Origin of the sequence: Marivivens marinus, from assembly GCF_035969385.1 — a bacterium.
Classification (GTDB): Bacteria; Pseudomonadota; Alphaproteobacteria; order Rhodobacterales; family Rhodobacteraceae; genus SELP01.
Genome location: NZ_JAYKKJ010000003.1, coordinates 130,472 through 143,871, shown reverse-complemented (window position 1 = coordinate 143,871; position 13,400 = coordinate 130,472). Strand labels below are relative to the sequence as shown.

Below are 13,400 nucleotides of genomic sequence, written 5' to 3'. Positions count from 1 at the left end.
CCGAACCCGCCCCCGGCTTATTGGGCCAAAACCCCAGGAACCCATCCCATGTCGCAGGACTTTTTCCATGAAGGCGATCTTGTCGGCGTGCTGACCGCGCAGCCGCTGGACCGACTTTTGGATTACAAAGCCCCCGAAGGCGGCTGTTGGCTGGGGGCCTTTGTCGAGGTGCCGCTTGGCCCGCGCAAGGTGCTGGGTGTCGTCTGGGGGCCGGGGCAGGGCAATTTCGATATCGCTAAGGTCCGCAGCGTGATCCGGGTGCTAGACGTGGCCCCGATGCGCGAAGAGATGCGCCTTTTTCTGGGCAAGGTGGCCGATTACACGCTCACACCGATGTCCGCGATGTTGCGGCTTGCGACCCGTGCGCCGGGGTTGGGCGATGCACCGTCGATGCGCAAGGTCTACCGGCTGGGCGACGCCGACCCCGACCGTTTGACCGACGCCCGCGCCAAGGTGCTTGAGGTGCTGCGCGACTATGGCGGGCTGTCCTTTACCCTTGGGGAACTGGCCGAAATGGCGGGCGTGTCCACCAGCGTGGTCAAAGGGTTGGTCAAACAGGGCGCGGTGTCAGAGGAAGACACCCCCCGCGATACCCCATATCCGGCGTTGGACCCGGACTATGGCGGCAAGATCCTGACCAAAGATCAGGCCGCCGGGGCCGCCGTTCTGCGCGATGGGGTCCGGTCGGGCCGCTACGGAACCACCCTTCTGAAAGGCGTCACCGGATCGGGCAAGACCGAGGTCTATCTGGAGGCCGTCGCCGAATGCCTGCGGCAGGGGCGGCAGGCGCTGGTTCTGCTGCCCGAGATCGCGCTGACATCTGAATTCATCACGCGGGTCGAGGCCCGCTTTGGTATGAAGCCCGCCGAATGGCATTCCGGCGTGACCCTGACGGAACGCCGCCGCTGCTGGAAGATGGTGGGGCAGGGGGCGGCGCAGATGGTCGTGGGCGCGCGGTCGGCCCTCTATCTGCCGTTCCGCAATCTGGGCCTGATCGTCGTGGATGAAGAACACGACACCTCGTACAAACAGGAAGACGGGGTGGTTTATAACGCCCGCGACATGGCCGTGCTGCGGGCCAGCCTGAACGACGCGCAAGTGGTTCTGGCCTCGGCCACGCCCAGTCTGGAAAGCTGGGCCAATGTCGAGGCGGGGAAATACCGCCGCCTTGACCTGACCAGCCGGTTCGGCGCCGCCGTGATGCCCGATATGCGGGCCATCGACATGCGGGTCGAGGACGTGCCGCAGGGCCGCTGGATTTCCCCGACCCTGCAAGAGGGGATCGCCGCGCGGATCGCGCGGGGGGAACAGGCCTTGGTATTCCTGAACCGACGCGGCTATGCGCCGGTGACCATCTGCCGGGCCTGTGGCCACCAGATCGGCTGTGATCACTGCGATGCCCGGATGGTGGAACACCGGTTCCTGAAACGGCTGATGTGCCACCAGTGCGGCGAAACCAAACCCATGCCCGAGGCTTGCCCGTCCTGCGAGGCAGAGGGCAAGCTCGCCCCGGTCGGGCCTGGGGTGGAACGGATATCCGAAGAGGTCGCGGCCCTGTTCCCCGATGCCCGGGTCGCGGTCCTGTCGTCGGACCTGTTCGGATCGGCCCGCGCCCTGAAGGAAAAGATCGAAGAGATCGCAAAGGGCGAGGCCGACATCATCATCGGCACTCAACTTGTCGCCAAAGGGCACAATTTCCCCCTTTTGACGCTGGTGGGGGTGATCGACGCGGATCTTGGCCTTCAGGGGTCCGACCTGCGCGCCGCCGAACGCACCTTCCAATTGATGCGTCAGGTGGCGGGCCGCGCGGGCCGCGCCGAAACCCCCGGCGAGGCGCTGTTGCAGACCTATCAGCCCGAACACCCGGTGATCCGCGCGATCCTGTCGGGCGACGAAGAAAGCTTCTGGGCGGCAGAGGCGGCAGAGCGCAAGGCCGCCGGCGTGCCCCCCTATGGCCGGATGGCCGGGATCGTCCTGTCGTCGCCGGATGTGCAGGCGGTGTTCGATCTGGGCGGCGAAATGGCCCGGCGCGACGGCCCGCTGCGCCGGATCGGGGCGCAGGTCTTTGGCCCCGCGCCCGCGCCGATCGCCCGGATCAGGGGGCGGCATCGGGTCCGGCTTCTGGTAAAGGCAGAAAAGGGCGCGCCATTGCAGGCCGCGCTGGCCGAATGGGCCGGTCAGTTCCGACTGCCCAACAACCTGCGCCTGCAAATCGATATCGACCCGCAAAGTTTCTATTAGGGATTTGCGTCCTATCCAGTCAGGATGGCATCCATGACCAATCAACCCATTATCGTTGGGGCAGGGGCTGCAGGTCTGGCGGTCGCGGCCTGCCTGAAACAGGGCGGGCTGGACCCGCTGGTGCTGGACAAGGCGCAACGGCTGGGCGGCGGTTGGCGGCACCACTACGACCGGCTGGTGCTGCACACGTCGCGCGGGCGGTCCGGGCTGCCGGGGATGGAGATGCCTTCGCATTACTCCCGCTATCCCACCCGGGCGCAGGTCGTCGATTATCTGGACGGCTATGCCGCCAAGTTCCGGATTGGCCCCCGTTTGGGGGCCGAGGTCACGGGGGCCGACCGCCGCGGGCGGGGTTGGGCGGTGCATCTGGGGGACGAGGTGATCGAGACCCCCCACCTGATCTTCGCGACAGGCATCGCGATGATCCCCGACCTGCCTGACCTGCCAGGTCTGGACAGTTTCCCCGGTCTGACCCTGCATTCGGCGGATTACCGAAACGCAGATGGGTTCGCGGGAAAGCGGGTTCTGGTCGTGGGCTTCGGCAATTCGGCCGGGGATATCGCGGTTGACCTTGCTGAGGGCGGGGCGCGGGTCGATGTTGCGGTGCGCGGACCGGTCAATATCCTGCCAAAGGAACTGTTCGGCATTCCGATCACCAGCTTCGGCATCCTGCGCAGGGTCTTTCCTTACCCGGTCGCTGATGCCCTGACCCAGCCCGTTGTGCGCATGAAAATCGGACGTCCGTCGGACTACGGGTTACAAAACCCGCCGAAGGGGCCGCTGTCGCAGATCATCGAAGATGGGAAAATCCCCCTGATCGACATGGGCGTGCTTGCGGCGATCAAGGCGGGGCAGGTCGCGGTGCGGCCGGGGATTGCCCGGATAGACGGCGAACAGGTGTCCTTTGTCGATGGGGCCGGGGCGGATTACGACGCAATCGTTTTTGCGACCGGATACCGGCAGGACATGCGCCCGATCCTGGGGGCCTTGCCCGAGGTGCTGGATATCGACGGTCGGCCCAAGGTCAGCGGCGGGCCGTCAGGCCTGCCGGGGCTGTGGTTCTGTTCCTATCATGTCTCGCCCTCGGGCCAGCTTGCGCAGATGGGGATCGAGGCACGGGCCATCGCCGACGCAATCCTCAGGCTGTGCGCCTGACGGCGGCCCCGCCCTTCTGATCCACCACGAAATCGGTGATCATCCCGCCAATCCAGAAGGCGGTCAGCGCGGCCCAGGCCGTGCCCGCAAAGATCGACCCGCCGGTCACGCCCGCGCCGATGGCGCAGCCACCCGCCAGCATTCCGCCGAATCCCATCAGGGCGGCCCCGGTCAGGGCGCGGCGCATGTTCGCCTCTCCCTCAAACCCTTGGAACTTGAATTCCCGGGCCCAGAGCGAGGCAAGAAAGGCCCCCAGGAACACACCGGGCACCAGCCCGATGTCGAACTCAAGCACGGCGTTCCGGTCGAGGAAGAACATCAGTGTATTGGCGGACGGGCCGGTGAAGGTGGCGCTTTCGATGGGCATCGGGTCAAAGGATATCCGGGCCAGCGCCGAGGTCAGGACCCAACCCAGCGCCACGGCAAAGCCGACGCCTGCCCCGAACACCAGCCGCGACGCGCCGATCCGGTTCCGGCGCGAGATTTCAAGCGCGAGCAGCGCTGTCGCCACCCCGAATGCCAACCCGCCCCAGTCTGGCAAGTGAAGCGCGGCCAGAAGGTCAAGGTTGCGCCCCCCATCGGTGACCCACAGACCGGCGATCTGGTCGCGGACGGGTTTCAGCCAGCCGCCCATTGTCATCTGTGCTACCACGGCGAAAACCAGCCCGGACACGACGGACCGCAGGTTTCCCGTCGCCGCCAGAACCAGCAACCGCCCGGAACAGCCCCGCGCCAACACCATGCCCACACCGAACATCAGCCCGCCGATGATCGCGCCAGACCAGCTTCCGGTGACGGCCATCATCCGCGCCTCGGGCACGTTGATCAGCCCCATCAGATAGGCGCCCTGCACCCAGACCACCGCGGTTGAAAAGGTCAGCAGCCAGACCGCGACCTTGTCATCCAACCTGCCCCGCGCAAAGGACACGGTCGCCGCCCGCAGGCAGAACCGCGACCGCTGTGCGGCCACCCCAAAGGTCAGCCCCGTGGCAAGGCCGAACAGGGCAGCAACGGGGGACTCTCCCAGCCAGTCGGTCAATGCAATCAGGTCCATGGCGCGCCTCCGGTCAATCGGTTCCGCGCGAAGCTATCTGCCTGTCCTTCGAACTGGTCTTTGATATAAATCAGAATGTGTTGATGAAATTGCCGGTGGTGTCACGCATTCACGCTCGCCAAGCAGGCAAAAACAACGTAATCCCCCGCCATGGCCCGGATCGTGAAACTTGCTGATGCCCGTGAACTGCCGTTCTGGCGACGGCCGGTGACGCTATTGTTCCTGATGGCCATGGCCATGCCGGTGGCCTTTTCGACATGGTCGGCGCTTCTGAACAACTTTGTCATCGAGGTTGCGGATTTCGACGGGTCCGACATTGGCTGGTTGCATACGGTTCGGGAAATCCCCGGTTTCTTTGCGATCGGCGTGATCGCGATCATCATGGTGATGCGCGAACAGGTTCTGGGCACGGTCGCCCTGCTGCTACTAGGGGTGGCGACGGGGATAACGGCGTGGTTCCCTTCGATGGGCGGTATCCTGACCATCACCATGCTGTCGTCGATCGGGTTCCACTATTTCGAAACAGTCAACCAATCGCTGCAACTTCAATGGATCGACAAGCTGCGCGCTCCGCAGATGTTGGGCTGGATCCTCGCTGCCGGATCGGGGGCGACCCTTGTGGCCTATGGGCTGATCGTCCTGAGTTGGGACGCGCTGGGGCTGACCTATAACACGGTCTACATGATTTCCGGTGGCTTCACCGCGCTGGTCGCGATCTTCTGCTACCTCGCCTATCCGCAGTTCGAGGCCCCGAACCCGCAGGTGAAGAAGATGATCCTGCGGCGGCGGTACTGGCTTTATTACGCGCTTCAATTCATGTCGGGCGCGCGGCGGCAAATCTTCGTGGTTTTCGCGGGCTTCATGATGGTCGAGAAATTCGGCTTCAAGGTCCATGAGGTGACTGCGCTCTACCTGATCAACCTTGTCGCCAACATGATCTTTGCGCCGCTGATGGGGCGGGTCGTGACCCTTTGGGGCGAGCGGCGGGCGCTGGTCTTTGAATATGTCGGGCTGGCAGCGGTGTTCCTTGCCTATGGCGGGGTCTATTGGTTTGGCTGGGGGGTGGTCGTGGCGGCGACGCTTTATGTTCTGGACCATCTGTTCTTTGCATTGGCGCTGGCGCTGAAAACCTATTTCCAGAAGATCGCCGATCCGGGGGATATCGCGCCAACTGCCGCCGTGGCCTTCACCATCAACCATATCGCGGCGGTGTTCCTTCCGGCGATGCTCGGCTACCTCTGGCTTGTCTCGCCCGTGGCGGTCTTCGTTGCGGCGGCGGGCATGGCGATCTTGTCCCTGCTCTTGGCGTTGCTGATCCCGCGCCACCCCGAACCGGGCTTTGAAACCATCCTGACCCGCCCCGCGCCTGCGGCGGCGGCCTGACCGAAAGCTTTCCCATGTCGACCTTTACTGCCCTGACCACCGTTGCCGGCCTGGACGCCGCCGAAGCCCTTGCCGAAGCCTGCGAAGCCTTGGTGCCGGAACCGACCGGCGTCGGCACCTTCGAGATCGAGGATGGGTCTGGCCAATATGAGGTCGCCGCCTATTTTGTCGAGGCGCCGGACCTCGCTGGGCTTGCCCTGCTTGCCGCGGTTCACGGGGCGAAGGATTGGGCGGTGTCCGATGTCCCGGATCAGGATTGGGTCGCCAAGGTGCGCCGTGAACTTGCCCCGGTCGAGGCCGGGCGGTTCTTTGTCTATGGCAGCCATGACGCCGACAAGGTGCCCGCCGATGCGGTGCCCCTGTTGATCGACGCTGCGATGGCCTTTGGCACCGGGCACCATGGCACCACGCTCGGCTGTCTGCGGGCGCTGGACCGGCTGATCGCGGCGGGAGAGGTGAAGCACCGGGTCGCCGACATTGGCTGTGGTACCGCTGTTCTGGCGATGGCCGCAGCGCGGATCTGGCCGGAACAGGTCATCGCCAGCGATATCGACCCGGTCGCGGTCGATGTGGCGCTGGCCAATGCGCGGGCCAACGGGCTGGACGGACGGTTGGCCTGTGTCGTGGCGCCCGGATTTGACGCGACCGAGATCACGGAGGCTGCCCCCTATGATCTTGTCTTCGCAAATATCCTGAAAGGTCCGCTGATCGCCATCGCCCCGGACATGGGACGGCACACCGGAATCGGGGGTCACGCGATTCTGTCCGGCATTTTGAACGAACAGGCGGACGAGGTTATCGAGGTTTATTCACGCCACGGTTTCAATCTTGCCCATCGGGAAGAGATTGTTGACTGGACGACCCTCACGCTTCTCAAAACTTCCTAAATTCCTATGGAAATAAGGGCCTTCGGTGGTCCGTGCCATAGTTTTGACACATTCATGCGGGATTTTGGACATCAAGAGGTGGGGGCCTCGAATGGAGGCTGCCATGGGACATTCCCAGCTCCAATTTGATCGCCGAATTCGGCGTCTTGAGAAGACCGCCAGCCGCAGGCGTAATGGCGTTCGCTATGTTGTCGGCCCGGATGGGCTCGTCGTCGCCAAGGCCCGCCGCCGTGCACCAAGCTTTCCACTGCGTGGAATCATGATCCTTGCGGCTGCTGCCTTGTTGTTCAAGGCGTTCTTGCTGGTGAACCTTGGGGGGATCACCTACGCCGAACGGGTGGCGGAATTGCAGCAAGGTTCCGTCCTTGAACAGGCGGGGGCTTGGATCATGCAAGCCGATCCGGCGACCATCTGGATTGCCGAACAGATCAAATCCTTCCTCTGACCAACTGGCCCGGTTCGCGGGCCAGTCTACGTCCGGTCCGAACGAAAAAGGCCGCATCCTGTTGGATGCGGCCTTTTCGCTATTCACTGTCTTGGGACAGGGATAGATATCTGCGATTAGAAGCGCAGGCCCTTCTGGGCGATGTCTTCGATGTCGCCGCGGCACAGGCCGATATCGTCCAGTTCACGGTTGGACAGCTGCGACAGGGCCTTGCGGGTGACGCGGGCGTCGTTCCAGGCGCGCAGGGTTTCGGCGGCGTTCATGAAAGCAAGGATGGCGCGGTTGACCATCTGCGGGGCGGCGGAGCGGTTCGTGTCGATAGCGACCATTTCTTAATCCTTTCAGCGGGGCGCTGCTGCACTGCAGCGCGATTTGTTCGATGAGCGGCAAATAGGCGGGCAGATTTCGAAAAACCAGAGATCGTTTTGCATATGTGCCATGCAATGCGCGCATTCCTCTGAAATGCCATAAAGTCCAATAAATAAAGGGGCTTCGCCGGGGGCGAAAATGTCGTTTCCGTCGTTTCGGGTGGCGATTTTCGACCTCGATTGTGTCGCTTTTCCGATCCGCGAGGGTTCCGGACAATTTTATCTGTCTTGGCGTTTGTTCGCCTTTTGTGCTATCGGTGTTGCAAGAAGGACAACACGGGCGGGCAGGGATGCGGGTGATCGGGATCGATCCGGGGTTACGAAACCTTGGCTGGGGAATCATCGACGTGGCCGGATCGCGGCTGTCGCATGTGGCAAACGGCACCTGCACGTCTGATGGCAAGGCCGATCTGGCAAGTCGTCTTTTGTCGCTTCATTCCCAATTGACCGAGGTGTTTCGGACCTATTCGCCCGATCTTGCCGCCGTGGAACAGACCTTTGTGAACAAGGATGCCGTGGCCACGCTGAAACTGGGTCAGGCGCGCGGGATCGCCATGCTGGTCCCCGCGCAAGCGGGGCTGAGCGTCGGAGAATACCTGCCCAACGCCGTCAAGAAGGCGGTCGTCGGGGTGGGCCATGCCGACAAGCGCCAGATCGACCACATGGTGCGGTTGCAATTGCCCGGGGTGCAGATCGCCGGACCGGATGCGGCGGATGCGCTTGCCATCGCCATTTGTCACGCGCACCATTGCCAATCTGCGGGCCATCTGTCCCGCGCCATCCAAAGGGCCAGCGCATGATCGGCAAGGTTTCGGGCCGTCTGGAATATCGGGCCACCGATCACGTCCTGATCGACGTGCGCGGCGTGGGCTATATCGTCTATGTCTCGGACCGGACAATGGCCGGGTTGCCCCGCGCGGGCGAGGCGGTGGCGCTCTATACCGATCTTCTGGTGCGCGAAGACCTGATGCAGCTGTTCGGCTTTCCGACCCTCGTGGAAAAGGAATGGCACCGCCTGCTGACGGGCGTGCAGGGGATTGGCCCGAAGGCGTCGCTGGCCATCCTTGGCACGCTTGGCCCCGATGGGGTCAGCCGCGCCATCGCCTTGGGCGACTGGTCGGCGATTTCCAAGGCCAAGGGGGTTGGCCCCAAGACAGCCCAGAAGGTCATTCTGGAACTCAAGGACAAGGCCCCTTCGGTCATGGCCATGAGCGGGTCACTGGCCGAGGCAACGGCGGAGGACGCGGTAATCGAACCCAGCGCCCCCGCCCCAAGGCCCGCAGCCAAAACCGCCCCAGCAAATCTGGCCCAGCCCGAGGCGCTGTCGGCCCTGCAAAACCTTGGCTACGGTCCCTCCGACGCGGCGGGCGCGGTGGCGCAGGCATTGGGTGACAATCCGGATGCAGATACTTCGGCGCTGATCCGCGCGGCCTTGAAGCTCTTGGCGCCGAAGGGGTAGGGCATGGATATGACCGACCCGGATCCGACCCTGCGCCCCGAACGCCGCCCCGAAGATGGCCCGCCCGAGACCGACCGTGCCCTGCGCCCACAGGCGCTCGAGGAATTCATCGGGCAGGCCGAGGCGCGGGCGAACCTGCGCGTCTTCATCGAAAGCGCCAAGATGCGCGGCGAGGCGATGGACCACACGCTGTTCCACGGCCCGCCCGGACTGGGCAAGACCACGCTGGCGCAGATCATGGCGCGCGAGTTGGGCGTGAACTTTCGGATGACATCGGGGCCGGTTCTGGCCAAGGCGGGCGACCTGGCGGCGATCCTGACTAACCTTGAGGCGCGGGATGTTCTGTTCATCGACGAAATTCACCGGCTGAACCCGGCGGTCGAAGAGGTTCTCTATCCGGCGCTGGAAGATTTCGAACTGGATCTTGTGATCGGCGAAGGCCCGGCCGCGCGGACGGTGCGTATTGAATTGCAGCCCTTCACCCTTGTCGGGGCCACGACCCGGCTGGGCCTGCTGACCACCCCGCTGCGCGACCGGTTCGGCATTCCGACCCGGCTACAATTCTATTCGGTGGATGAACTGCACGAGATCGTCACCCGCGGCGCCCGCCTTTTGGGGTCGCCCGCGGACCCGGACGGCGCCCATGAAATCGCCGCACGGGCGCGGGGCACGCCCCGGATCGCTGGGCGGCTATTGCGCCGTGTGGTGGATTTCGCGCTGGTCGAAGGGGACGGGCGGGTGACCCGCGCCATTGCCGACCGGGCGCTGACCCGGCTGGGGGTGGACAAGCTGGGCCTTGATGGGGCTGACCGCCGGTATCTGCGGCTGATCGCCGAAAGCTATGGCGGAGGCCCGGTCGGGATTGAAACCCTGTCCGCCGCCCTGTCCGAAAGCCGCGACGCGCTGGAAGAGGTGATCGAACCCTACCTGCTGCAACAGGGGCTGATCCAGCGGACCCCGCGCGGGCGGATGCTGGCGCAGGCTGCGTGGCGGCACCTTGGGCTGGACGCGCCAAAGGGGCAGGCCGGGTTGTTTGAGTAGCCAGCGTCCTAACGTCGACGCCGGCGGCTGTTCATGGCCAACGCGATGAATTCATCGACCTTGAAGAGCTCTGGTTCGCATGCGTCCCAGTGCTGTTCAAGTGTGACCTCCTTAGTGCTGGGGTCAATAACGAGAGTAACGACATGCATTTTCAGTTGGGTCGGTTCCTTGCCTGAAAGCGCTTTCTTGACACGTCGAAGCAAGTGGGAAGGGCCACCGCTGCGGATTTCTTCGTCCAGGAATTGGATCGCGATATCTCGATTGGTTACCGCCAAGTCCGGCCGTCCTCGGTCATTTGGAACACTGCACGACATCACCGCATCTTTCGCGCAAGCGTGCAAGCGCCAAGGCAGTCCCGGCCCGGTGTAGCGCGGAGCAAACAGTCTTTCCAACCTCCGCATCTGGCGACTCGCCCGACGCTTTGCTAGCACCCGTCCCATGTCTCAAGAGTTGTTGTCCCCCGAGGCCGTCGCGGCCCTGTTCACCGGTGCCGACGGTGCCTTTCGTTTCGCCCGCTGGGGCCGCCCGATCGTTCCCGTGGTCTTCGGGGTCGAAGACCAGACGCTGGAGGTCTTCAAGGGCGCGGTCGAGGCCGTCGTCACCCTTGCCGGGCACAAAATGGCCGAGACCGATCCCGAACTGGGCGCGAACCTGATGGTGTTCTTCTGCCGCGACTGGGCAGAGCTGTCTGGCGTTCCGAACCTTGGCGATCTGGTGCCGGGGCTGGAGGGGTTGGTGGACCGGCTGATCGCGGCAGAGGCCACGCAATACCGCACCTTCCGCGTGGACGAGGCGGGCGCGATCAAGGTCTGCGTGGTCTTCATTCGCGTGGCCGGGGCGGTGGCAGAGATGCCCGCCGATGCGCTGTGCCTCAGCCAGGCTGCGCAGATGATCCTTCTTTGGGGCGACCGGGCTTTCGCCGAAACGTCGCCCCTGGCGCTGGCCAAGGGGGTTGCGGTGTTGAAACCGGAGGTGGGCGCGGTGATCCGCGCGGCCTATGACCCGGCCCTGCCTGCCGCGGGCGAAGACCCGTCACTGGCCCTGCGCCTGTATGCCCGGACGCTGGCCGGGGGTGCCGCATGATCCGCGCGTTCCTTGCCCTGCAATTGCCCGATGCAACTGTCGCCGCCGTGACCCGCATGGCCGACAGGCTGGACATCGGCCGCGTCGTGCCGCCCGAAAACTATCACATCACGCTGGCCTATCTGGGCGAACAGCCCGAGGACAAGCTGGAGGAGCTGCACCTGCGGCTGGAGGGAATCGGCTCTGGCCCTCTGACCCTGTCGGGGCAGGGGGTGGACCTGTTCGGTGGCGACAAGCCGCGCGTGCTGTTCGCCGCCATCGACCCGGACCCGGCGCTGGTTGCCCTGCGGGACCGGGTGCGCCGCATGGTGCGCATGGCGGGGATCGACCTGCGGCACGAGAAATTCCGCCCCCATATCACCCTGTCGCGGCTGCCCGGCCGGGTGGACCCGGCCGAGCGCACGCGGCTGGAGGCATTTATTGCCCGCAATACCGGGGTGCGGCTGCCGCCCTTCGACGTGCATGAACTGACGCTGTTCCAGTCGACCCTGCGGGACGATGCCCCCCTCTATACCCCGCTGGCCAGCTATCCGTTGACGGGGTGATCCCCGGACCCTAGCGTCGGGGAACTGCAACCGAAGGCCAGCGCATGACCCACCGTTTCCCTGTTCGCGTCTACTATGAAGATACCGACCTTGCGGGCATCGTCTACTACGCGAATTACCTGAAATTCATCGAACGGGCCCGGACCGAATGGGTGCGGGAACTGGGGGTGGATCAGGCCCGGCTGAAGGCGGAAGAGGGGATCGTTTTCGCCGTCCGGCGGGTCGAGGCGGATTATCTTCACCCCGCGCGGTTCGACGACGAACTGCAGGTCGAGACGGAACTGGAGCAGATGACCGGGGCGCGCATGGTGCTGCGCCAGACCGTCCTGCGCGACGGAGAGCGCCTGTTCGCGGCCATCGTCACGCTTGTGGCCATCGGCCCGACCGGGGCACCCGCCCGCATTCCGGCCATCCTGCGCCAGCCGCTGCACTGATCCGGCGGCATTCCGCCGAAGCCCCGCCGGTTGAAACCTGCTGAAATGGGGACGTGAACGCGGCTCTATTGGCTTTGTGCGGCGAAATGCTGTAAATCTGCCAAGAAACACGAACCGGCGCACGTCAAAGCACCGGACACAATCGAGCGAGCAGGCTTATGGACGTTGCAACCGACTATACCATGTGGGCGCTTTTTGCCCGCGCGACCCTTATCGTCAAACTGGTGATGATCCTTCTGGTCCTCGCCTCTGTCTGGTGCTGGGCCGTGGTGATCGACAAGATCATCCAGTATCGCAAGGCCCGGGCCGAGGCGGCAGTCTTCGACCGGTCCTTCTGGTCGGGCGAGCCGCTGGACGAATTGTTCGACCAGATCGGGACGAGCCCCACCGGGCAAAGCCAGAAGATCTTTGCCTCGGGCATGTTGGAATGGCGCCGCAGCCACCGGCAGGACGGCGGGCTGATTGCGGGGGCACAGGGCCGGATCGACCGCAGCATGGACGTGGCCATTGCCAAGGAAAGCGAACGCCTGCAAAAGGGCCTGCCGGTGTTGGCGACCGTCGCCTCGACCGCGCCTTTCGTGGGCCTGTTCGGGACCGTCTGGGGGATCATGAATTCCTTCATCGAAATCGCCGAACAGCAGAACACCAACCTTGCGGTCGTCGCCCCCGGTATCTCCGAGGCGCTGCTGGCAACTGGCCTTGGACTTCTGGCGGCGATCCCTGCGGCGATCTTCTATAACAAGCTGAGCGCCGATCAGGACCGCATCGTCGCGGGCTACGAGGCCTTTGCCGACGAATTCGCCACCATCCTGTCGCGCCAGCTGGACAGCTGACCGATGGGCGCCGCGATCCAGAACCAGCAGGATGACGGGGGCAATCACCGCCGCCGTCGCCGCCGCAACCGGCCCATGTCCGAGATCAACGTCACGCCCTTCGTCGATGTGATGCTGGTGCTTCTGATCATCTTCATGGTGGCAGCCCCCCTGTCGGTCGTCGGGATCGAGGTCAACATGCCCGACACCCAGGCCGCCGCCTTGCCGCCCGATCAGGAAGAACCGCTGACCGTGTCCATTGCCGCCGATGGCACCCTTGCCATCCAGACCACGGAAACGGCCGAAGCCGAATTGGTCGCGAAGTTGCAGGCGGTTCTGGCCGAACGCGACAGCGACCGGGTTTTCGTCCGGGCCGATGCCGCCAACAGCTGGGACAGGGTGGCCCATGTCATGGGCCTTCTGAACGCCGCCGGATTCACCAACATCGGGCTTGTCACCGATGCCGCGACCCGTACGGGGTCGGACGGATAGG

16 protein-coding genes are annotated in these 13,400 nt (G+C 64.3%); 13 read left to right on the top strand and 3 right to left on the bottom strand.

Annotation, left to right across the window (positions count from 1 at the left end):
• The first annotated feature begins 48 nt into the window (after positions 1-48).
• Together U3648_RS05520 and U3648_RS05515 are read left to right on the top strand one after the other, a co-directional pair.
• Entirely contained in the window at positions 49-2,241 is a 2,193-nt protein-coding gene (locus U3648_RS05520; RefSeq protein WP_420858243.1) for a primosomal protein N', read from the top strand.
• 33 nt (positions 2,242-2,274) lie between these two features.
• Positions 2,275-3,396: a flavin-containing monooxygenase gene (locus U3648_RS05515; RefSeq protein WP_420858242.1), complete on the top strand. Its 1,122-nt coding sequence runs from the start codon at positions 2,275-2,277 to the stop codon at positions 3,394-3,396.
• Here the strand turns inward: U3648_RS05515 and U3648_RS05510 are convergent.
• On the bottom strand, positions 3,380-4,450 hold the full coding sequence (locus tag U3648_RS05510; RefSeq protein ID WP_420858241.1) for a YeeE/YedE family protein: 1,071 nt from the start codon (positions 4,448-4,450) through the stop codon (positions 3,380-3,382). The two genes, U3648_RS05515 and U3648_RS05510, sit on opposite strands and share 17 nt — an antisense overlap.
• 150 nt (positions 4,451-4,600) lie before the next feature.
• Here U3648_RS05510 and U3648_RS05505 point away from each other — a divergent pair, with 150 nt between their 5' ends.
• The 3 genes from U3648_RS05505 (at position 4,601) to U3648_RS05495 (ending at position 7,165) form a co-directional block, all read left to right on the top strand.
• Positions 4,601-5,833 (top strand): MFS transporter, encoded by a 1,233-nt coding sequence (locus U3648_RS05505; protein ID WP_420858240.1) that lies wholly within the window; start codon positions 4,601-4,603, stop codon positions 5,831-5,833.
• 14 nt (positions 5,834-5,847) lie between these two features.
• Entirely contained in the window at positions 5,848-6,720 is an 873-nt protein-coding gene (locus tag U3648_RS05500; RefSeq protein WP_420858239.1) for a 50S ribosomal protein L11 methyltransferase, read from the top strand.
• Between the two features lie 103 nt (positions 6,721-6,823).
• Entirely contained in the window at positions 6,824-7,165 is a 342-nt protein-coding gene (locus U3648_RS05495; protein ID WP_420858238.1) for a hypothetical protein, read from the top strand.
• 116 nt (positions 7,166-7,281) lie between these two features.
• Here U3648_RS05495 and U3648_RS05490 read toward each other — a convergent pair whose 3' ends face one another.
• Positions 7,282-7,494: a DUF1127 domain-containing protein gene (locus U3648_RS05490; protein ID WP_420858237.1), complete on the bottom strand. Its 213-nt coding sequence runs from the start codon at positions 7,492-7,494 to the stop codon at positions 7,282-7,284.
• 329 nt (positions 7,495-7,823) lie between these two features.
• Between U3648_RS05490 and ruvC the strand changes: the two genes are divergently transcribed.
• The 3 genes from ruvC to ruvB are packed head-to-tail and all read left to right on the top strand — an operon-like array spanning position 7,824 to position 10,033.
• Positions 7,824-8,333, top strand: coding sequence for a crossover junction endodeoxyribonuclease RuvC (gene ruvC / locus U3648_RS05485; RefSeq protein ID WP_420858527.1), 510 nt, complete (start codon positions 7,824-7,826; stop codon positions 8,331-8,333).
• Positions 8,330-8,992, top strand: coding sequence for a Holliday junction branch migration protein RuvA (gene ruvA, locus U3648_RS05480; RefSeq protein WP_420858236.1), 663 nt, complete (start codon positions 8,330-8,332; stop codon positions 8,990-8,992). Before ruvC ends, ruvA begins: the two co-directional genes overlap by 4 nt.
• Positions 8,993-9,001: 9 nt before the next feature.
• Complete coding sequence (gene ruvB / locus U3648_RS05475; protein ID WP_129683735.1) at positions 9,002-10,033, top strand: Holliday junction branch migration DNA helicase RuvB; 1,032 nt, start codon at positions 9,002-9,004, stop codon at positions 10,031-10,033.
• Positions 10,034-10,041: 8 nt separating this feature from the next.
• On the opposite strand, the gene U3648_RS05470 is transcribed toward ruvB, so the two are convergent.
• Positions 10,042-10,425 carry a hypothetical protein gene (locus U3648_RS05470; RefSeq protein WP_420858235.1) on the bottom strand — a complete coding sequence of 128 codons (384 nt, stop codon included), beginning with the start codon at positions 10,423-10,425 and terminating at the stop codon, positions 10,042-10,044.
• A gap of 46 nt (positions 10,426-10,471) precedes the next feature.
• Here U3648_RS05470 and U3648_RS05465 point away from each other — a divergent pair, with 46 nt between their 5' ends.
• The 5 genes from U3648_RS05465 to tolR all read left to right on the top strand — a co-directional run bounded on the left by U3648_RS05465 (position 10,472) and on the right by tolR (position 13,399).
• Positions 10,472-11,116: a hypothetical protein gene (locus U3648_RS05465; protein WP_420858234.1), complete on the top strand. Its 645-nt coding sequence runs from the start codon at positions 10,472-10,474 to the stop codon at positions 11,114-11,116.
• A complete protein-coding gene (gene thpR, locus U3648_RS05460) occupies positions 11,113-11,661 on the top strand; it encodes an RNA 2',3'-cyclic phosphodiesterase (RefSeq protein ID WP_420858233.1) in 549 nt (182 codons plus the stop codon). The genes U3648_RS05465 and thpR overlap by 4 nt, the downstream gene beginning before the upstream one ends.
• Positions 11,662-11,705: 44 nt before the next feature.
• Positions 11,706-12,095 (top strand): tol-pal system-associated acyl-CoA thioesterase, encoded by a 390-nt coding sequence (ybgC, locus tag U3648_RS05455; protein WP_420858232.1) that lies wholly within the window; start codon positions 11,706-11,708, stop codon positions 12,093-12,095.
• 158 nt (positions 12,096-12,253) lie between these two features.
• Positions 12,254-12,928 carry a protein TolQ gene (gene tolQ, locus U3648_RS05450; protein WP_207209198.1) on the top strand — a complete coding sequence of 225 codons (675 nt, stop codon included), beginning with the start codon at positions 12,254-12,256 and terminating at the stop codon, positions 12,926-12,928.
• Positions 12,929-12,931: 3 nt separating this feature from the next.
• Positions 12,932-13,399, top strand: a complete 468-nt coding sequence (gene tolR / locus U3648_RS05445) for a protein TolR (RefSeq protein ID WP_129683305.1) — start codon at positions 12,932-12,934, stop codon at positions 13,397-13,399.
• Position 13,400: the final 1 nt, after the last annotated feature.